This window comes from Micromonospora sp. CNZ299 (assembly GCF_002754415.1).
On sequence record NZ_PEFG01000001.1, the window covers coordinates 4462588 to 4481360 of the forward strand.

The window sequence follows — 18773 nt, forward strand, 5'->3', positions numbered from 1 at the left end:
CGGGTGCGGTGTTAGTGTCCGTCCACCGCCCCGGATGGAGGAACGCCTTGGCCTCCGACCACGTCGACGTGCTGATCATCGGTGCCGGCCTGTCCGGCATCGGGGCCGCCTGCCACCTTCGTCGTGACTGCCCCGACAAGACGTACGCGGTGCTGGAGGCGCGCGACGCCGTCGGCGGCACCTGGGACCTGTTCCGCTACCCGGGCATCCGCTCGGACTCGGACATGTTCACCCTCGGCTACTCGTTCAAGCCGTGGACCGCCCCGAAGGCCATCGCCGACGGCACGACCATCCGGGAGTACGTGCGGGAGACCGCCCGGGAGTACGACGTGCAGCGGCACATCCGCTTCCGGCACCGGGTGCTGCGCGCCGACTGGGACAGCGCCGCCGCCCGCTGGACGGTGCACGCCCAGCGCACCGACACCGCCGAAACCGTGGTGCTGACCTGCGCGTTCCTGTTCGCCTGCACCGGCTACTACCGCTACGACGAGGGTTACACCCCGGCGCTGCCCGGTCTCGACGCGTACGCCGGGCAGGTGGTGCACCCACAGCACTGGCCCGACGATCTCGACCACGCTGGCAAGCGGGTGGTGGTGATCGGCAGCGGCGCGACGGCGGTGACCCTGGTGCCGGCCATGGCGGAGCGGGCCGCCCACGTCACGATGCTCCAGCGCTCACCCACGTACGTCATGGCGCTGCCCTCGCGGGACCGGCTGGCCGACGCGCTGCGGCGCCGGCTGCCGGCGAAGGCCGCGTATCCGGTGGTGCGGTGGAAGAACGTGCTGCTGTCCACCGTCAACTTCCAGCTCAGCCGGCGTGCGCCGAGGCTGGTGAAGCGGGTGCTGCGCCGGGCCGCGAGGGGCCGGCTTCCGGTCGGGTACGACGTCGACCGGCACTTCTCGCCCCGTTACGACCCGTGGGACCAGCGGCTCTGCGTGGCACCCGACGGCGACCTGTTCACGGCCGTCGCGCAGGGCAGGGCGTCGGTGGTCACCGACACCATCGACACCTTCACCGCGCACGGCGTGCGGCTGGCCTCCGGCGACGAGCTGCCCGCCGACATCGTGGTCACCGCGACCGGGCTCAACCTGCTGGCCCTCGGTGGTCTGACAGTGCGCGTGGACGGCGTCGACGTCGACCTGGCGAACAGCGTCGCCTACAAGGGCATGATGCTCTCCGGCGTGCCGAACTTCGCCCTGACCATCGGCTACACCAACGCGTCGTGGACGCTCAAGGCCGACCTGGTCGCCGGGTACGTCTGCCGGCTGCTGCGGCACCTGGACCGCACCGGTCAGCAGGTCGTCACCCCGCTCCCGCCGCCCGACGCGCGGCGGGTGCCGCTGATCGACCTGCGCTCCTCCTACGTGCTGCGCGCCGTTGACGCCCTGCCCAAGCAGGGTGCGGCCGCGCCGTGGCGGTTGCACCAGAACTACGCCCGTGACGTGCTGTTGATGCGGCACGGCCGGCTCACCGACGAGGGTGTGCGCTTCAGCCGGGCCGGCGAGGTGGCCGCACCCGCCGGCGTCCAGCGTCCCGTCCCGACCAGTCCGTCTGCTCGTAGGTAACCGCCCGGAGAGGAGCACCCATCGTGCAGAGGTTCGACTTCGCCGGCGCCACGGCCGTGGTCACCGGCGCGGCCAGCGGCATCGGCGCGGCGCTGGCGCACGCGCTGGCCCGCCGGGGCAGTGATCTGGTCCTGCTGGACCGTGACGCCGAGCGGCTGGAGGCGGTCACCGCCGCGATCCGCCTCGACCACCCGGGCCGCCAGGTGCACACGTACCTGCTGGATCTCGCCGACGTGACGGCCACCGCCCAGGTGGCCGCAGAGATCGGTCAGCGTCACCCGCGCGTCCGACTGCTGGTGAACAATGCCGGCGTCGGCCTCGGCGGGCGGTTCGACCAGGTGACGTTCGACGAGTTCAGCTGGGTGATCGACGTCAACTTCCGGGCCGTCGTGCAGCTGACCCACGCGCTGCTGCCCACCCTCAAGGCGGAGCCGGGCGCGCACCTGGTCAACATCTCCAGCCTGTTCGGGCTGATCGCGCCGGCCGGGCAGACCGCATACTCGGCGAGCAAGTTCGCGGTGCGCGGTTTCACCGAGGCGCTGCGCCACGAGTTGGTCGACGACGGCATCGGGGTGACGTCGGTGCATCCCGGCGGGATCCGCACCCGCATCACCGAGAACGCCCGGATCGGCAGCGGCGTCTCACACGAGGAGTACGCGGCCGGCCGGGCGCAGTTCGAGAAGCTGCTCACCATCTCGCCGGAGCGGGCCGCCGAGGTGATCCTGCGCGGCGTCGAGCGGCGTCGGGGCCGGGTGCTGATCGGCTGGTCGGCGAAGCTGCCCGACCTGCTGGCCCGGGTCCTGCCGGCCTCGTACAACCGGCTTCTGGTCACCGGTCTGAACCGGGGCGTCGTCCGTCCGGCGCCGCCGACCCCCGGCGTACCCGCGCAACGCCCCGGCGACGCCGCTGTCGACCCGGCTCGTGAGGTGGCGTGACCGGCGTCCCGGTCACGGGGGTGTGCTGCCCCGCTTCTCCTCCTGGGCCAGCACCGCCTCGCGGTGCTCCGGCTCGTCGCGGCGGGCCAGCTCGGCGGCGAGCCGCGGGTCACCCACCAACCGACCCCGGTTGCGGTGCAGGAAACTCTCGAAACCCCCGGTGTACGGGCACGCCAGCTCGCCGAGCGCCTGCTCGGGTGCGTAGCGGCAGCCGGCACAGTAGTCGCTGATCTCGTCGATGTCGGTGCCGTCCACCGCGTACGGGCGGGTGTCCAGCCGGGCGAGGTCGGCGTACTGGCTCATGCCGATCACCGTCGCGTTCATCACCCAGTCGGTGCCGTCCACGAAGCAGCGCTGGAACCAGTCCGCCAGCTCGGTCGGCCGCCAGCCGCGCTGCAACGCGTAGTTGCCCAGCACCATCAGTCGGGGCGTGTGGTGGGTCCACGCCCGGTCCCGGACGCCGCCGAGGACGTCGGCCAGACAGCGGGCCTCCACGGCGTCGGCGTCCAACTCGGCGAACCACTCCGGCAGGGGCTCGGTCGCGGCCAGCCAGTTCGCCCCCCGGAAGCGCGGCTCGAAGTACCAGTACAGCTGCCAGAGGAACTCCCGCCAGCCGAGCAACCCCCGGACGAAGGTGTCCACCGCCGTCCGCGGGGCCGTCCCGTCCCGCCACGCCTGCTCGGCGGCCCGCACGGCCGGCTCCGGGTGGAGCAACCCGAGGTTGAACGAGGACGACAGCACCGAGTGCGCGAACACCGGGTCGTCGCCGCTCATTACGTCGGCGTAGCGGCCGTACACCGGTAGCCGGTGGGTCAGGAAGTGCGCCAGCCGGGCCTGCGCCTCGGCATGGGTGGCCGGGTGCCGCCGGGGGCCGTCCCGGCCGACGAACCGCACCCCGTCGGCCGCCCAGCGGTCCAGGTCGCGGCGGACCTCGGCGTCGATGTCGTCCTCGACGATCGGTGGGGGCGGCGGTGACACCGCCGACGCGTCCCGCCCCTCGGCGCGGGGTCGACGCCCCGGCCCGGCCGCTGCGGCCGGCGCGGTCAGGATGTCGTGCCGCCGCTTCGCGTACCGGTAGAAGTCGGCCACCCGCAGCGGGCCACGCCGGGGGCGGTCCGCCCAGCCGGCGAAGTCGGCCCGGCTGGTGATGAACCCGCGAGGTGGCAGCACTGTCAGCTCCGGCACCGAACGGGCGAAACGCAGGGCCGCCCGGGAGTGCGGATGACACACCTCCACCGGCTCGGCGACCCGCGCCAGCGCCTCACGGAACGTGCCGGTCCGCAGCAGCAGCGCCCGGTCGCCCAGCTCGGCCGCCCGGTGGCGCAGCGCGGACAGGATCAGATGAGCCTTCTGCCGGTGCATCGGCCGTCGGCGGAACAGCTCTCGGATCTCCACCAGCAGCACCGGCTGATCGGGGTCGTCGAGGAAGTGTGGCCCGAGCTGGTCGGCCAGCAACCATCGGCGGCGATACATGCCGCAATTCTGCCCACTTTCCGGCCGTCGCAACCGACGCCGGTCCGGCAGTTCGGGCACCGGATTCCGCGCGGCGTCGGGTCAGGCCGGGTCGGACACCGTCGCTGCGGGTCCGAGGTCGCGGCCGCGCAGCAGCACGGTCAGCGTCACGAGGGCGACCAGCAGGGCCGCGAGCACGTACACCGGGGCCGGGCCGAGCGGCGCCAGCAGTGCGAGCAGCGCCACCACCGGGAAGGCGACGACCACCGCGCCGTGCTGGTGCCGGCGCACGTGCAGCACCCAGATCGTGAGCAGGAAGACCGCGACCGGGATGGCCACCGCGTACCCGGCGGTGGTCTCGGAGATGTGCGCGAGGTGCCGCTCGACGTCCACCGTCGCGCCCAGGCCGGCGCCGACCGCGGCGACCGCGCCGAAGACCAGGTAGTGGCCATAACCCCAGATCAAGGAGTACGGCAGCCGGTCGGGCGCCTCGATCGGCCGGTCGAAGTAGAGCCACCAGAGCGCGAACACGATGACGGCGCCGGCCGCCGCGAGCGACCACAGGTCGTGCTCGCCGGCGTCGAGCCCGGTCTGGATCGCCATCGAGATGGCCAGGACCGCCTCACCGAGCACGATGAGGGTGAACAACCCGTACCGCTCGGTGATGTGCCGGGGGTGCCACGGGGTCATCCCCGGGCGTTCGGCCACCGCCGGCACCAGCAGGTCGGCCAGCACCAGCAGCACGAACGACGCGATGCCCCACTCCGCGGGCAGCAACAGCCGCAGCAGCCACCCGACCTGCACCACGCTCACGCCGATCGCGTAGCGACGCGCCGCCGCGCGGTGCCGGGGATCACCGGCCGCCGCGCGGCTCCAGTGCACGACGGCGGCCAGCCGCATCACCACGTACCCGTAGGTGATCACGGTGAAGTTGCCGCCGGCGAAGGCGGGTGGCACCCCGGCCGCCAGGATCAGCGCTCCGCAGATCTGCACCAGCGTGGTGATCCGGTAGACGTCGTCGTCGGTGTCGTAGGCCGAGGCGAACCAGGTGAAGTTCACCCACGACCACCAGATCGCGAAGAACACCATGAGGTAGCTGGTCACCGCATGGCGGAGGTGCCCCTCGGCGACGTCGTGGTGCAGGCTGCTGGCGGCCTGTGCCACCGCCACCACGAAACACAGGTCGAAGAAGAGTTCCAGCGGCGTGGCCGCGCGGTGCGGCTCGTCGCGGCGACGAGGTCGCATCGGCCGGTAGAACGGCCGCACCGAACGGGAGACGGTCAACGCCGCTCCTCAGGCCGGGCTCAGCGGTGCCACCGACGGCGGTGGGTCAGCCCCTCCAGCACCAGGGTCAGCCCCGCGCCGACCAGCCAGATGTCCTTGGCGAGCCCCGAGCCCTGCTGGGTCGGGCGTACGCTGCCGGGCTCCCGCATCCCCGGCGTCTTCAGGTACAGCTGCACCAGGCCCGCGCCGAACGCGGTCAGGCCGAGCCCGGCCAGCGGCGCCGGGACGAACGGCGCGAGCAGCGCGGCCCCCAGCGCGATCTCCGAGTACGACAGCAGCTTGGCGAAGCGCGCCGGCTCGAACTGGCCGAGCTGGGGCATGGCGGCGACCGCCATCCCGTGCATGCCCTCCGCGGCGGCGCCCTCCAGGTTGCGCTTGCCCAGACCCGAGTTGAGGACGTACGCGCCGATGCTGACCCGCAACGGCAGGTGTGCGAGCTTCATGGTCACTCCCGATGGCCGTGGTCGAATGCGGCCCGCGTACCCCGGACCGCCAGCGATAACCGCCGGGCCGGCTGGGCTGACCGTGGTGGTCGCGGTAGGTTCGCCGGGGGCCCACCGCCGAGCCCGTGGCACATTCGCCCACCCGGCGTCCGGCCCTGCCGCAGACCACCAGCAGGAGGCGAAGTGAGCCAGGAAGTCCGGGGAGTCATCTCCCGCAGCAAGGGAGCACCGGTCGAGGTCACCACCATCGTGGTGCCCGATCCCGGCCCCGTTGAGGCCGTTGTCCGGATCCAGTCCTGCGGCGTCTGCCACACCGACCTGCATTACCGCGAGGGTGGCATCAACGACGACTACCCGTTCCTGCTCGGCCACGAGGCGGCGGGTGTCGTCGAGCAGGTGGGCGAGGGCGTCACCGACGTCGCCCCGGGTGATTTCGTGGTCCTCAACTGGCGCGCGGTCTGCGGGGTCTGCCGTGCCTGCCGCCGGGGTCGCCCCTGGTACTGCTTCAACACCCACAATGCCACCCAGCGGATGACCCTCACCGACGGCACCGAACTCGCACCGGCGCTGGGCATCGGGGCGTTCGCCGAGAAGACCCTGGTGCATGCCGGACAGTGCACGAAGGTCAACCCGGCCGCCCGGCCGGCCGCCGTGGGCCTGCTCGGCTGCGGTGTGATGGCCGGGCTGGGCGCGGCGATGAACACCGGCAACGTCACCCGCGGCGACTCGGTCGCGGTGATCGGCTGCGGCGGTGTCGGAGACGCCGCGGTCGTCGGTGCGGTTCTCGCCGGCGCCACGACGATCGTCGCGGTGGACACCGACAGCCGCAAGCTGGACTGGGCCCGTCAGTTCGGTGCCACGCACACAGTGAACGCCTCGGAGACCGACCCGGTCGAGGCGATCCAGGCCGCCACCGGCGGCTTCGGCGCCGACGTGGTGATCGACGCGGTGGGTCGGCCGGAGACGTGGAAGCAGGCGTTCTACGCCCGGGACCTGGCCGGCACCGTGGTGCTGGTCGGCGTACCGACCCCGCAGATGCAGATCGAGCTGCCGTTGCTGGACGTCTTCGGGCGCGGCGGTGCGCTGAAGTCCAGCTGGTACGGCGACTGCCTGCCCAGCCGGGACTTCCCGATGCTCACCGATCTGTACCTGCAGGGCCGCCTCGACCTGGACGCGTTCGTCACCGAGGAGATCGCGCTCGACCAGGTCGAGAACGCGTTCGAGCGGATGCACCACGGCGACGTCCTGCGCTCGGTGGTGGTGTTCCCGTGACCGCCCGGATCGACCGCGCGGTCACCTCGGGCACCTTCTCCCTGGACGGGCAGACGTTCGACGTCGACAACAACGTCTGGGTGATCGGTGACGACCGCGAGTGCGTCGTCCTGGACGCGCCGCACGACGTGGCCGCGATCCTCGCCCTGGTGGGTGACCGTCAGGTCCGGGCGATCCTGGCGACGCACGCCCACGACGATCACGTCCGGGTGGCACCGGGGTTGGCCGAGGCCACCGGTGCGCCGGTGCTGCTGCACGCCGCCGACCGGGTGCTGTGGGACATGGTCCACCCGCACCTGCCGCCGCACGGCGAGTTGCACGACGGGCAGGACATCGAGGTGGGCGGCACGACGCTGCGGGTGCTGCACACCCCCGGGCACAGCCCCGGCGCATGCAGCTTCCACGCCCCCGACATGGGCGTGGTCTTCACCGGCGACACGCTCTTCGCCGGAGGGCCGGGTGCGACCGGGCGCTCGTACAGCGACTTCGACACCATCGTCCGGTCGATCCGCACCCGCCTGCTCACCCTTCCGTCGGAGACGGTCGTGCACACCGGTCACGGCGACGACACCACGATCGGCGCGGAGGCGCCGCACCTGCAGGAGTGGCTGGACCGCGGCCACTGAGCCCAGCAGACCGGCCTGCTGGCGCGCGGTCGACGGCTCAGCGTTCGTCGACCGCGCCCAGCACCGGCTTGACGTCCAGGACCGGGGTCCCGTCGAGGGCCTCCAGATCTGCCACCTGGACACGCAGGCCGTCCACCGTCAGGACCCGCACCCGGTGCAGCCCGATCGGGTTGGGCCGGTGCGGGGAGCGGGTGCTGAACACGCCGGTCTCCGGCCGGCTCTCGTCGCCGCGCGGGTGCACCGCCAGCACGTCGCGCCGGGCGCGGTCCAACCAGGTCAGCACCAGCAGCTCCGCGCCGACGTGCAGGTCGCGCAGGGCCCGTTCGACAGGCGCGTCGAAGATCAGCCACGCGGTTGGCGCGCCCTCGTCGCCCTGACGCGGTGCGCTCGCCGCGTCGGACAGCGGCGAGGCGACCCGCCCGACCGGTCGCAGCAGGTACGTGTCATCGTTCGCCGCCTCGACCACTGTCGCTCCCCTCTGGACGGCCCCAACCTAACCTCGCCGCGGCGCTAGGATCTTGAACATGGCCGCCGACTCGCCCGCTCCCGTTGTCCGTCAGCTGCGACTCGTGGTGGAGGCCGCCGACCACGACGCTGCCGTCGCGTTCTTCCGCGACGCACTCGGCCTGCCAGAGGAGGCGGCGTTCAGCGGCGACGGCGACGCCCGGGTGGTGATCCTGGACGCCGGCCGCGCCACCCTGGAGATCGCCAACCCGGCGCAGAAGCGCATGATCGACGAGGTCGAGGTGGGTCGGCAGGTGGCGCCCCGCATCCGGGTGGCCTTCGAGGTGGACGACGCCGAGGCGACCACCGCCCGGTTGGTCGCCGCCGGCGCCAGCGAGATCGCCCCGCCCACCCGCACGCCGTGGCAGTCGCTCAACTCCCGCCTCGACGCCCCGGCCGACCTGCAGATCACCATCTTCCAGGGGCTGGGCACCGGGGTGGACGACGATGACCCCCGACATGACGGCGACGTCTGAGCGGGGCGGCCCGCGCGCCGCTGCTCTCACCCCGGCGCAGACGGCTGCCGTCGCGTACGTGCGGTCGTCGGCCGTGGTCGAACGTCCTGCCGCGCTGGCCACCATCGCCCGGCAACTCACCACCGCCGACCTCGGCCACCGCCCGGAGCATCTGCTCGGGGCCATCGGGTCCGGGCGGCTGACCGTCAACTTCCACCCCGACCGGTTGTGTGCCGATGGTCGGACCGTCGCCGACGCCCTGGCCGAGGACGGGGTCTACCGCAGCCAGTTCGTCACCGGGATCTCCAACGGTGGGCTCACCGCGTATCCCGGTGGTGACCGGGACCGCTGGGAGCACCGGATGTTCGGCGGCGCGTACCAGCGGCCCGGTGTGACGCCGGCGCAGCGGCCCACGTACGGCGGCCTGAACCTGCTCGACCACGCGGACGGCGCCTGCCCCCGCTTCGGTTCCTGCCACCTGCGGCTGCGCCCGGCGGTGCTGAGCCGGGCGACCTTCTGCCTCGGCGACAGCCACCTCAGCCCGGAGGTGGTGGGCACGGCCGACGCGTTCGAGGCGGTCCTCGCCGGTCTCCTGGCCGGCGTCGCCGCCACCGGCGAATGCCTGGGCCGTGCCGGGACGGGCGTCGCCGTGCTGGCGCGGACGTTGCTGGACCAGCCGAACGCGAGAAGTGAGCCGGGCTTGCGAGCCCCGCAGTCGCGAGCCAAGGGGGTGCCGACCACCCCGGGCGCGGTCGGTCGCGCGCTGGACGACTACGTGGAGGCCCAGGTCCACGGCACGCTCGACCTCGCGTACGACGTCGAGGAGTTGGTGGTCGACCCGTCCTTCGCCGGCACCCCCACCGGCGCGACCCTGGAATCGATCGCGGAGCGGTTTGGTTTCCCGCTGCGATGGCACCCCGGCTTCGTGCTGGCCGTCGACCAGGTCGACGCGGAGTTCCGGGGCCCTGCGATTCCCGTGCTGGCAGCCCGGGTGCACCGGGAGTTCGCCCGGTCGGGCGACCCGGTGGACGCGGCGCTGATCGGTCGGGCGGCGGCCTCGGTGGTCGGCGAACCGCACCGCTGGGCGGATCGCGGCCCGATCGCGGACACCCTTCAGCACCTCAAGCAGCTCTGGCACGTGCTGGTCCGCTTCGGCACGCCGTACGGCACCTGAGCTGCCGGCTCGTCACGTCTGCGCCGATCGTCCGTTTCCCGCCGGCCTTCCGCCGGTGTGATCGGCCGTCCCGTTTCCCCAGGTGACCGGGACCGCACCTCACCCAGGCCCCGGCATTTCCGGAATGACCGACACGTGAACCTGGTTGTGTCCCCCGTACCGCCGGAGCCCAAACCCTTTTCCGCGGTCATCTCCCGAGGAGTGTTCACCCCGGAGCGCTCCGCACGATCGAAAGGGCAACCATCGTGAAGGTCGACTTCACTCGATGGCTCCCCGCCATCGCTAAGGACTCGTACCGCAAGACCGCGCTGAGCGTGGCGGGTGTGGCCGCTCTCGGTGGTCTGGCCCTCGCGCCGACCGCGGTCGCCGCACCGGTCACCTCCGGACCGCACCAGGGCGCCGTCGCCGCCATCGACCGCGCCACCGGCAAGGCCGCCACCCAGGCCCGCCAGGACGACCAGCCCGTCGAGTCGGGCCTCACCACCGGCTCCGCCACCGGCAAGCCGCCGGCGGGCAAGCCCAGCCGCGACCAACTCATCCCGCACGGCATCGAGGGCGCCCAGTCGCGAGTGCCGCTCGACGACGCACAACTGGCCAACGCCCGGGCGATCGTCGACGCCGCCAAGAAGACCGGCGTCGGTGACCGGGGCGCGGTGATCGGCGTCGCCACCTCGCTGCAGGAGTCGAAGCTGTACAACCTCGGCCACCTCGGCGCCTACAACGACCACGACTCGCAGGGCCTGTTCCAGCAGCGCCCGTCGTCCGGTTGGGGCACGCCCGACCAGATCACCGACCCGGAGTACTCCGCCACGGCGTTCTTCACCGCGCTCAAGAACGTCGGCGGCTGGCAGGACCTGCCGCTGACCACCGCCGCGCAGACCGTCCAGGTCTCGGCCTTCCCCTACGCGTACGCGCAGTGGGAGGAGCAGGCGGCGGACATCGTCCAGCAAATGTGGTGACACCCGTACACAAGGCCGGCCGGCTCTCCTTCACGGGAGCCGGCCGGTTTTGTGCTGCTCGGTGTCGTGCTGGCTTGTGTCGTGCTGTTTTCGTGCTGGTCGACTGCTCAGCAGGCGGCGTAGAGGCGCCGGGTGCCGACGCCCGCGGCGTACGCGTCCCGGTCGCTGAACCGGCAGCCGTAGTCCGGCCGGGCCACCACCGCCGGGTCGGTCACGGTGTCGCCGGCCGGGCGCTTGCCGGTGCGTACCCAGGACGTCAGGTCGTCCCAGGCGGCGCCGGCCTCCGCCGGGCTGAACTCGCAGTGCTGCGTGGCTCGGATGGCCCGCTGGACCACCAGCCTGCTGCGACCGTTGCGCGCCACGTCACTGGCGTACGCCTGCTCCATGCTGAACGGGACGAACATGTCACCGAGGCCGTGCAGGCTGAGCACCGGCGCGGTGGGCCGACCAGCGATCCGCGGCACCTCGGTCAGCGTCGGCAGGAGCCGCTGCACGACGTTCTCCGGGGCGACCCGCTGCACTGTGGCGTTGACGTTCACCGGGCTGTTCGGGGCGTACCGGGTGAGCAGGTTGGTGGACAGCTGACCGGGCCGCTGGGCGGGGGAGTTGCCGCTGCCGGTGGGCACGCTGATCGAGAAGAGGAAGTCCTTCCACACCGCGAACGCGGCGTCGGCTCCCGGACGCGGCCCGCCCGAACGGTTCACCGTGATCGCCCGCAGTTGCCTGCCCCGCTCGGTGGTGGTGTCCGGCCCGGTGGGAGTCAACCCGGCCAGACCGAGTGCCACCTGGATGCGGGGCACCGCGTTGGTCAGGTAGTCGGCCGGGGTGGGATAGGCCGGCACCTCGGCGAGCGCCTGCGCGACCAGGTTGTAGTCCAGGTAGAAGTCCAGCAGCGTCTGATCGCCGAGCACCCCGCACATCGGCAGCGCCCCGTCGTAGTAGCCGGGATACTGCTCCAGCGACCGCCCGATGACGTATCCGCCCATGGACACCCCGGCGATGTAGGTGTGCTGCGGCCGGCGGACCGTCCGCCCGAAGTGGTCGGCGAGATCCTTGGTGCCCAGCACCCCCGACCGGATGTTGAAGCCGTTGCGGTCGTACGACGACGACGCCCACGCGTACCCCTGCTCCAGCAGTCGCTGGCGCAGCCCGAAGCCCGGCTGCTCCGGCGACAGCACCGTGCCCTGGCCCCGGTAGCCGTGCGCCCACAGAACCAGGTCACCGTTCCACCGGGCGGGGACCTCGATGATGTACCCGGCGTGGCGGTGCACGCCCTGACGTACCGTCGTCGGCTTGCCGCCCACGACCAGCGGAGCCAGCGGCGGATTCTCGATGGTGTACCCGGGCAGCGGCTCGCCGCCTTTCGGGTCGCGACCGGTGGCGCTGGCCGGCGCGGCACCGGCCAGACCGACCGCCAGGGTCAGCGTCGCGGTGGCGGCGAGCAGCCGGCGAAGGGTACGAACGGGTGTGGACAGCATCGATGCTCCCCATCGGACGGACGTCGCCCGGGGGCGACCAGGCGGGACGGTTGCCTACCGGCCGGTAGCGTCCTGAACCTAGGACCGCCGTCGAACAGTGTCAATGGCTACGCTGATCGGCCGGTCAAGCACGACTGTCCGGCCGATCAGCCCGGGGCGCTCCCCATGCCGGCGCTCTCGTCGGCGGCTGCCCTCGTGTTCCGTCTCGTCGTGCCGCACGGCGCTCTCGCCAGCGGGCTGCCCCTCGTGCCGGGCGGCGATCCATTCTTTGCCAGGCGTCTGTCGTTCGCCGTACCCGGTCGCGCGGGTCGATGAGTCGGTCAGGTTGACTGGTTGCCGTGGACGAGTCGATCTGGGAGGCGGCCCGCGCGTCGCGTAGCTGGTTGGACGCGGCGAACGGGGCCGGGCAAACCGAACTGACCTGCCGCATCCTCAAGCTGACCGAGGAGGCGGGGGAGGCGTCGGCCGCCTGGATCGGTCTGCTCGGGCAGAATCCGCGCAAAGGTGTCACCCACACGCGCGACGATGTCGCGGCAGAGTTGGCCGACGTCGCCTTCACGGCGTTGGTGGCCATCGAGAGCCTGGGGCTGGACGCGCAGGCGGTCCTGGACGCCTGCGCCGCGAAGGTGCGCTCCCGCCTCTCGGGCTGAGTTGCACTCGTTCGTGCAAGCCGTCGCGATCTGACCCGACCGGCCTTCCCGATCCTGTCCGGCTGGCTTTCGTAGTCCTGGTCAGCCTTGGCCCTGCCGGTCGGCTCGCACGACTCTGCCGTATTTGCCTGGATTGCCACGCGCTCATCCGTCCGATGAGTTGGTGATCGACTCGGCTTTCACGAAGTCGGGGTGTCATGCCGTCTCGGATGCCCCGATTTTCAGAAAGCCGAGTGGATCAAGGTCAATCGGGTGGCCCTGGGGCCCAGTCATGCGCGACGCGCAGGGGCGTCTGTCCGTTATAGGTATTTGTGTCGGGTGTCGCCAATGGTCCAGCCGCGAGGTTCGGGACCTTCGGGGCGTTTGGCCTGTGACCGGTCGCACCGGTGGGTCGGAATGATGGCCGGGGCGGGGTCGTTACACACTCTGACGATCGCAGGACCACCGGCTCACCGCCCCGCCCACGGAGTCGAAACCGCTGGTGGCGGGGTTGGAGTGCGGCCCCGGGCCGCATCGTTGAAGCACCCGCGCTCCATCGGGTGCGACGGAATGGCTCGGCCCCCGGAATGACCCCGGGCCCCCGGTCGTTGCAGTCCCCACGAGCGACCACCCGAGCACCGCTTCACCCGAGCGGACATCGGCGGGTGGGCCCACCGGGGAATGACCCCCGACCCCCGGTCGTTACACATGGACCCGGCGCCCGAGCCCCGCTCGTAGGCCGCCGACCCCGGTGCCACAAGCTCGCGCTTGTCATCGCCGACCCCGGTGCCCGAGCCCCCGGCTCGCAGGTCGCCGACCTGGCCCCCGCAAGCCCCCCGGCTTGACTGGTGCCGATCTCCCCGAAGACTTTTTCCCTTTGTTTGATGCAGCGCCGGACGAGGTGCTCACACCCTTGTGTCGCCGACCCCCATTGGTGGTGCGGGTGTTTCCTACCCCCGAAGGAGCTACCCCCATGAACACGATCATTCGTAAGAGCGTGCTGTCTGTTGCTGGTCTCGCGTTCGCCGGTGGTGTCTTCGCCGGCCCGATCGCCGCCCACGCCAACCCCGTGGATGGCAAGCCGGTGGCGGTGGCGGTGCAGTCGGCCGCCCCGAAGCCCCAGGGCGAGCAGTCCCACATCACGTTGAATGATGAGCAGACCGCCAACGTCAAGGCGATCATCGCCGCGACGAAGAAGGCCGGCCTGCCCGAGCGCGCCGCGGTCATCTCGATCGCGACGAGCCTGCAGGAGTCGAAGCTGGAGAACCTGGGCCACCTCGGCGACGCCAATGACCATGACTCGCTGGGCCTGTTCCAGCAGCGCCCGAGCTCGGGTTGGGGCACGCCGGAGCAGATCACCGACCCGGCCTACTCCACCACCGCGTTCCTCAAGGGCCTCAAGCAGGTCGACGGGTGGCAGGACATGGCGCTGACCGACGCCGCGCAGACCGTCCAGGTCTCCGCCTACCCCGACGCCTACGCCCAGTGGGAACAGCAGGCCACCGACCTCGTCGCCCAGCACCGGAACAGCTGACCCACCAACACACACACCGCACAGCACAGCTGGCCGGCACCCCCACCCGGGGTGCCGGCCAGCGGCATATCCCGCACAACCACAACGACACCGACAACCAGGCCCGGCAGATCTTGGACACTTTCCGTTAGCCGCTAACGGAAACTGTCCAAGATCTCGCGTTGGCGACGCGGCGGAGTCCCGTGATCGGCGCGGAGTGATCCGATCGGCGGACGGGTACGTACCCTCCCGACGGGGACCGGCGGAGGGACAGGGAATGGCCGCGGTGGGGTACGGCACGGATCGCGAACCGGAGTCACCGCCGGAACCTGCCGGCGACGCCACACCAGGGCGCTGGTCCACCGGTGTTCGCCTGTTGGTGGCTGCCGCAGCCGTCGTGCTTGTCCTTGGTGCGGCCGCCGTGGCTGTGATCGTCGCCGACCCTGACCGCCTCGGCATGACCTACTCCGGCGCACCCGACGGCACCCGCCCGGACGGCACCCGCCCGGACGGCACCTGGCCCGGTGACGCCGGCCGTCCCGGAGGTGAAGACCCGGACTCGGCTGACGGCCGACCGGGTGCCGCTGGCGGGGAGTTGCTGACCGCGCCGCTGGCGGGCCGCCAGAAGGGCACCTTCGTGCTCGCGGACGGGCTGTCCTCGTTCGAGCTGAGGGTGGCTGATCTGGGGGATGACCTGTACCGGATCAGCAGCCCGGCAGGTTCGGGTGTGCTGGGTCGACCGACTGTGGTCGGGGAGACCGTCCGGCTTGAGGTCGTGAAGTCAGGGGCTTCCGAGACGCGCAGCCTGCGGGTGGCGCTCAACGAGCGGGTCGCCTGGCGTCTTCAGCTCGTCGGCGGGGTGAGCAGTCAGGTGCTGGATCTGACCCGAGCCCGGCTGCTGGGAGTGGAACTCGCCGGCGGGTCGTCGCGCACCGAGATCCTGCTGCCACCGATCACCGCCACCAGCACCGGCAACGCGAGCGACCCGGACAGCACCAGCATCATGACCGTACGACTCATCGGTGGGACCAGCCAGCTCGACATCCGGGCCGCCGGGGAGACGCCGGTGCGGGTCCGCGTGGGAGCTGGCGCCGGCTCGGTTGTGGTACGCGATGACCGCTGGGATGGGGTGGCGGCGGGTGCGGTGTTGAGTACGCCGGGCTGGGACCGCTCGGCCGCGCGGTTGTTCCTGGATCTGGTCGCGGGCGCCGACACCGTGACCGTGTCCGCCAACCGGTAAGCCAGCAACCGCTGAGCCCCACCCCGCTGCACCCAACCCCCTGCGCCCAACCCGCTGAGCAACCCGGCGGACCCCCACCCGCCCTGCTGGAAGCGCCGCGGTCGTGGGCGGGCGTGAGCGTACAGTCGGGCGGTGGAGCGTACTGAATCGATGCTGGCGCAGACCCGACCACCTGGTGTGGCCGACGTTGATCCCGGCAGCGTGCTGCTGCCCGGCCACGACGTGCCGTTGGGTCGGTACACCACGGTGCGGCGACTGCTGCCGCAGCGTCCCCGCCGGATGGTTGGCGCGTGGTGCTTCGTCGACCATTTCGGCCCGGACGATGTGGAGCAGCGGCCTGGCATGGAGGTGCCGCCGCACCCGCACACCGGTCTGCAGACGGTGACCTGGTTGCTGGAAGGGGAGATCCTGCACCGGGACAGCCTCGGCAACGTGCAGCCGATCCGGCCCGGTCAGCTCAACGTGATGACCTCCGGTAACGGGATCGCCCACTCGGAGCGGTCGCCGGCCGTCCACCCGCCGGTGATGCACGGCGTGCAGCTCTGGGTGGCTCTGCCGGACCCCGCGCGGGCCGGGGCAGCGGACTTCGCGCACCACGCGGACCTGCCGCGCTGGCGAGACGGCGATCTGGACTGCACCCTGCTGGTCGGCGAGTTCGGCGGGCATCGGTCACCGGCGGTGGTGCACACCCCGCTGGTGGGTGTGCAGATCGAGCTGGGTGGCGGGGCGCCGACGACGCTGTCGCTGCGGCCCGATTTCGAGTACGCGTTGCTGGCGATGTCCGGGTCGGCGGAGGCCGCCGGGGTCGGGTTCGAGCCGGGGGCGTTGCTCTATCTGGGCTCGGGCCGCCGCGAGCTGACCGTGCGCGGTGGGGCCGGGGCGCGGTTGTTGCTTCTGGGCGGTACGCCGTTCGAGGAGCCGCTGGTGATGTGGTGGAACTTCGTGGGCCGCTCCCACGAGGAGATCGCCGCCGCACGGGAGGACTGGATGGCGGGGGACCGACGATTCGGGGTGGTGGCCGACGACTCGGCGCCTCCGCTGCCGGCGCCCGCCCTGCCCACGACCCGTCTCAAGGCCCGCGACCGCACCGGCGGCCTGCACGGCTGACACCACGCCAGGGCGCCCACGCCAGGGCCACACGCAGGCCCGAGGCCTGCACGGGCGCTAGCACATCGCGGCCCGTGTGACCCACTGTCGCGCGGGTAGTCGTCGACATGCCGACCACTCTGATCACCCCGGTCGAGGACCGGAAGCGCCTGGCGCGCCGGCTCGCCGGCAGCGGGCGGGGCTTCGCCGAGCAGTACGGCTTTCGGGTGACCAACAACCCGGCGAGCCTGTTCCAGGTGCTCTATCTTGCGGTGCTGCTGGCCCGTCGGGGTGACTTCCGCCGGGCGTTGGACGGGGCCCGGGCGTTGCGTGACGAGGGGTGGGACAGCGCCGCGAGGCTGGCCCGGTCGTTGCACGAGGACCGGGTACGGGTGCTGCGCGCCAGCGGTCAGCGCGGTGACGTGGACGCGTTGGCCAGCGCGCTCGGTGACCTGGGCCGCACTGTGGTCGAGCGGTACCGGGGCGATCTGCGCCGGTTGCGGGCGGTGGCGCACCACGATCCGGTCCGGGAGCGGGCGCTCCTCGCCGAGCTTCCCGGCGTGGACGATCAGGTCGTCGACCTGTTTCTGCGTGAGGCGCAGGCACTGTGGCGGGAAGTGGCCCCGGTCGCGGACCGGCGGGCATTGGCCGCCGCCCGCCGGCTGGGGCTGGGCAGGTCGGCGAACGATCTGGCCGGCCTGGCCAGCGGTGAGTCGGAGCAACTGGCCTGGTTGGTGGGGGCGCTGGCCCGGGTCGACCTTGAGCACCGGTACGCGGAGGTCACCGGCAGGCCGTGACGTGCCCTGGCCCACACTTCGCCAAATTCTGACCAAACGGAGGATGTTCTGTCGTATGGTTGGACCCGGCAGTGCTGGCCGCTCGGTTCGAGCGGGCATCCACCGCCTGGTGACCGCGACCGGTTCGGAAGCGGCTCACCGCCTGGGCAGGTTTGCGTGGCGCCCTGGGTCGCGGTTCGTGACCAGGGGCGCCCGCCTGTCCCGGCGATTCAGCGAGCCCCCACCCCGTGACGTCCCCGGGGTCGCCAGGCCGCTCAGCCAGCCGACAGAGCCATTCCAACGGCCCAGCCTCAGCGTGCCAGGCCCGCCAGCAGGTTCACGGTCACGGCAATGATGAACGCGCCGAACAGGTACGACACCATCGAGTGCCGCAGCACCGTACGACGCATCTCGTTGCTGGTCAGGTTGGTGTCGGAGACCTGGAACGTCGCCCCGATGGTGAACGCCACGTACGCGAAGTCGGAGTAGCGCGGCGGGTCGTGCTGGTTGAAGTTCACCCCGCCGTCCGGTCCGGTGTAGTAGATCCTGGCGTAACGGGCGGCGAAGACGGTGTGCACCACGAACCAGGAGAGCACCACGCTCAGGACGCCCAGGCCGCTGTGCAGTTCCCGGGCCATGCCGGGTGGCGCGCTCTGCGCGCTGGCCACGACCAACCCCACGGCCAGCAGGCTGGCCAGGCAGGCGACCAGAAGCAGCGCGTCCCGGATCGCCCGGTTCGGGTCCTCGTGTACGGCCAGTTCGGCGGTGCCCTCGGCGTCCATCGGCCAGATTTTGTGCCAGACCAGCACGAGCCAGCTCAGTGCGCCCACGTCCCAGCCGGCCAGCGCGGCGAGCGGCACTGGCAGCATCAGCGTGAAGACGCCGCCGGCGAGGACGCCGACCACCGCCACCACGGCCAGCTGCTTCGCGGCAGCCGGGAAACGTACGTCCGTTGGCCGGTCGGGGCCGGTCTGGGTCATCCGGGACACTCCCGGGTCGGGGTGGTGGGCGCCACCGCCGGGTCAGATGCCGCGCAGATGCTGCGAGACCCGGTTGTGCTTCTTGTCCCGGGCCTGCTCGGCCCGCTGGGCGGGGCTCACCTCGGGCGCGGCCTCGATCCCGGCCGACCGGGCCACCTCGGTCCCGTTGGCGTAGTCCACCGGCGGGAGGGCGCGCAGCGCCTTCAGCACGTCCGGCGGGGCGCCTTCCCGTTCGGCCTCGCGGACCACGTCGTTCTTCTCGGCCGGGTAGTCCAGGCTCGACAGGTACTGCAGGACGTCGGCGTAGCTCGCCATGGCATGGGCTCCCTCGGGCATCGATGTGGTGACGACCGGCGGCGGTTACCCGCCCGCCGGCCGGTCACGCCCACCCGGCGCAGGAAA

The 18773-nt window shown here is 71.9% G+C and carries 19 protein-coding genes; 12 read left to right on the forward strand and 7 right to left on the reverse strand.

The genetic code is table 11. From position 1 onward, the window contains the following. Positions 1-47 precede the first annotated feature (47 nt). Entirely contained in the window at positions 48-1565 is a 1518-nt protein-coding gene (locus CLT68_RS20190) for a flavin-containing monooxygenase (protein ID WP_099852934.1), read from the forward strand. A gap of 23 nt (positions 1566-1588) precedes the next feature. Further along, a complete protein-coding gene (locus CLT68_RS20195) occupies positions 1589-2500 on the forward strand; it encodes an SDR family NAD(P)-dependent oxidoreductase (protein WP_099852939.1) in 912 nt (303 codons plus the stop codon). A gap of 12 nt (positions 2501-2512) precedes the next feature. On the opposite strand, the gene CLT68_RS20200 is transcribed toward CLT68_RS20195, so the two are convergent. From CLT68_RS20200 to CLT68_RS20210, 3 genes are all read right to left on the reverse strand, one after another. Beyond that, entirely contained in the window at positions 2513-3973 is a 1461-nt protein-coding gene (locus tag CLT68_RS20200; protein WP_099852941.1) for a cryptochrome/photolyase family protein, read from the reverse strand. 81 nt (positions 3974-4054) lie between these two features. Continuing rightward, on the reverse strand, positions 4055-5236 hold the full coding sequence (locus tag CLT68_RS20205; RefSeq protein ID WP_199177096.1) for a low temperature requirement protein A: 1182 nt from the start codon (positions 5234-5236) through the stop codon (positions 4055-4057). Between the two features lie 20 nt (positions 5237-5256). Then, complete coding sequence (locus CLT68_RS20210) at positions 5257-5679, reverse strand: hypothetical protein (protein WP_099852943.1); 423 nt, start codon at positions 5677-5679, stop codon at positions 5257-5259. A 183-nt stretch (positions 5680-5862) separates the two neighbouring features. On the opposite strand from CLT68_RS20210, the gene CLT68_RS20215 reads away from it, so the two are divergent. Then, positions 5863-6951: an S-(hydroxymethyl)mycothiol dehydrogenase gene (locus CLT68_RS20215; RefSeq protein ID WP_099852945.1), complete on the forward strand. Its 1089-nt coding sequence runs from the start codon at positions 5863-5865 to the stop codon at positions 6949-6951. Continuing rightward, a complete protein-coding gene (locus CLT68_RS20220) occupies positions 6948-7577 on the forward strand; it encodes an MBL fold metallo-hydrolase (RefSeq protein ID WP_099852947.1) in 630 nt (209 codons plus the stop codon). Before CLT68_RS20215 ends, CLT68_RS20220 begins: the two co-directional genes overlap by 4 nt. Before the next feature lie 37 nt (positions 7578-7614). Here CLT68_RS20220 and tsaA read toward each other — a convergent pair whose 3' ends face one another. Continuing rightward, entirely contained in the window at positions 7615-8043 is a 429-nt protein-coding gene (gene tsaA, locus CLT68_RS20225; protein ID WP_099852950.1) for a tRNA (N6-threonylcarbamoyladenosine(37)-N6)-methyltransferase TrmO, read from the reverse strand. 58 nt (positions 8044-8101) lie between these two features. Here tsaA and CLT68_RS20230 point away from each other — a divergent pair, with 58 nt between their 5' ends. The 3 genes from CLT68_RS20230 to CLT68_RS20240 all read left to right on the forward strand — a co-directional run bounded on the left by CLT68_RS20230 (position 8102) and on the right by CLT68_RS20240 (position 10669). Beyond that, complete coding sequence (locus CLT68_RS20230) at positions 8102-8557, forward strand: VOC family protein (protein ID WP_099852951.1); 456 nt, start codon at positions 8102-8104, stop codon at positions 8555-8557. Then, positions 8529-9710, forward strand: a complete 1182-nt coding sequence (locus tag CLT68_RS20235) for a DUF3626 domain-containing protein (RefSeq protein ID WP_486482249.1) — start codon at positions 8529-8531, stop codon at positions 9708-9710. Before CLT68_RS20230 ends, CLT68_RS20235 begins: the two co-directional genes overlap by 29 nt. Positions 9711-9955: 245 nt before the next feature. Next, positions 9956-10669: a hypothetical protein gene (locus tag CLT68_RS20240; RefSeq protein ID WP_088947933.1), complete on the forward strand. Its 714-nt coding sequence runs from the start codon at positions 9956-9958 to the stop codon at positions 10667-10669. Positions 10670-10776: 107 nt separating this feature from the next. On the opposite strand, the gene CLT68_RS20245 is transcribed toward CLT68_RS20240, so the two are convergent. After that, on the reverse strand, positions 10777-12147 hold the full coding sequence (locus CLT68_RS20245) for an alpha/beta hydrolase (RefSeq protein WP_099852959.1): 1371 nt from the start codon (positions 12145-12147) through the stop codon (positions 10777-10779). Between the two features lie 338 nt (positions 12148-12485). Here CLT68_RS20245 and CLT68_RS20250 point away from each other — a divergent pair, with 338 nt between their 5' ends. From CLT68_RS20250 to CLT68_RS20270, 5 genes are all read left to right on the forward strand, one after another. After that, positions 12486-12797 carry a MazG-like family protein gene (locus CLT68_RS20250; RefSeq protein WP_099852962.1) on the forward strand — a complete coding sequence of 104 codons (312 nt, stop codon included), beginning with the start codon at positions 12486-12488 and terminating at the stop codon, positions 12795-12797. A gap of 952 nt (positions 12798-13749) precedes the next feature. Further along, positions 13750-14310 carry a hypothetical protein gene (locus CLT68_RS20255; protein ID WP_099852965.1) on the forward strand — a complete coding sequence of 187 codons (561 nt, stop codon included), beginning with the start codon at positions 13750-13752 and terminating at the stop codon, positions 14308-14310. Between the two features lie 400 nt (positions 14311-14710). Continuing rightward, complete coding sequence (locus tag CLT68_RS20260) at positions 14711-15529, forward strand: hypothetical protein (RefSeq protein ID WP_486482250.1); 819 nt, start codon at positions 14711-14713, stop codon at positions 15527-15529. A 132-nt stretch (positions 15530-15661) separates the two neighbouring features. After that, on the forward strand, positions 15662-16636 hold the full coding sequence (locus CLT68_RS20265) for a pirin family protein (RefSeq protein ID WP_099852968.1): 975 nt from the start codon (positions 15662-15664) through the stop codon (positions 16634-16636). A 107-nt stretch (positions 16637-16743) separates the two neighbouring features. Then, positions 16744-17412 carry a hypothetical protein gene (locus tag CLT68_RS20270; RefSeq protein WP_088947938.1) on the forward strand — a complete coding sequence of 223 codons (669 nt, stop codon included), beginning with the start codon at positions 16744-16746 and terminating at the stop codon, positions 17410-17412. A 290-nt stretch (positions 17413-17702) separates the two neighbouring features. Here CLT68_RS20270 and CLT68_RS20275 read toward each other — a convergent pair whose 3' ends face one another. Both CLT68_RS20275 and CLT68_RS20280 read right to left on the reverse strand, forming a co-directional pair. Continuing rightward, positions 17703-18371: a DUF1345 domain-containing protein gene (locus CLT68_RS20275; RefSeq protein ID WP_099852970.1), complete on the reverse strand. Its 669-nt coding sequence runs from the start codon at positions 18369-18371 to the stop codon at positions 17703-17705. A gap of 42 nt (positions 18372-18413) precedes the next feature. Then, positions 18414-18686, reverse strand: coding sequence for a DUF2795 domain-containing protein (locus CLT68_RS20280; protein ID WP_088947940.1), 273 nt, complete (start codon positions 18684-18686; stop codon positions 18414-18416). Positions 18687-18773 lie beyond the last annotated feature (87 nt).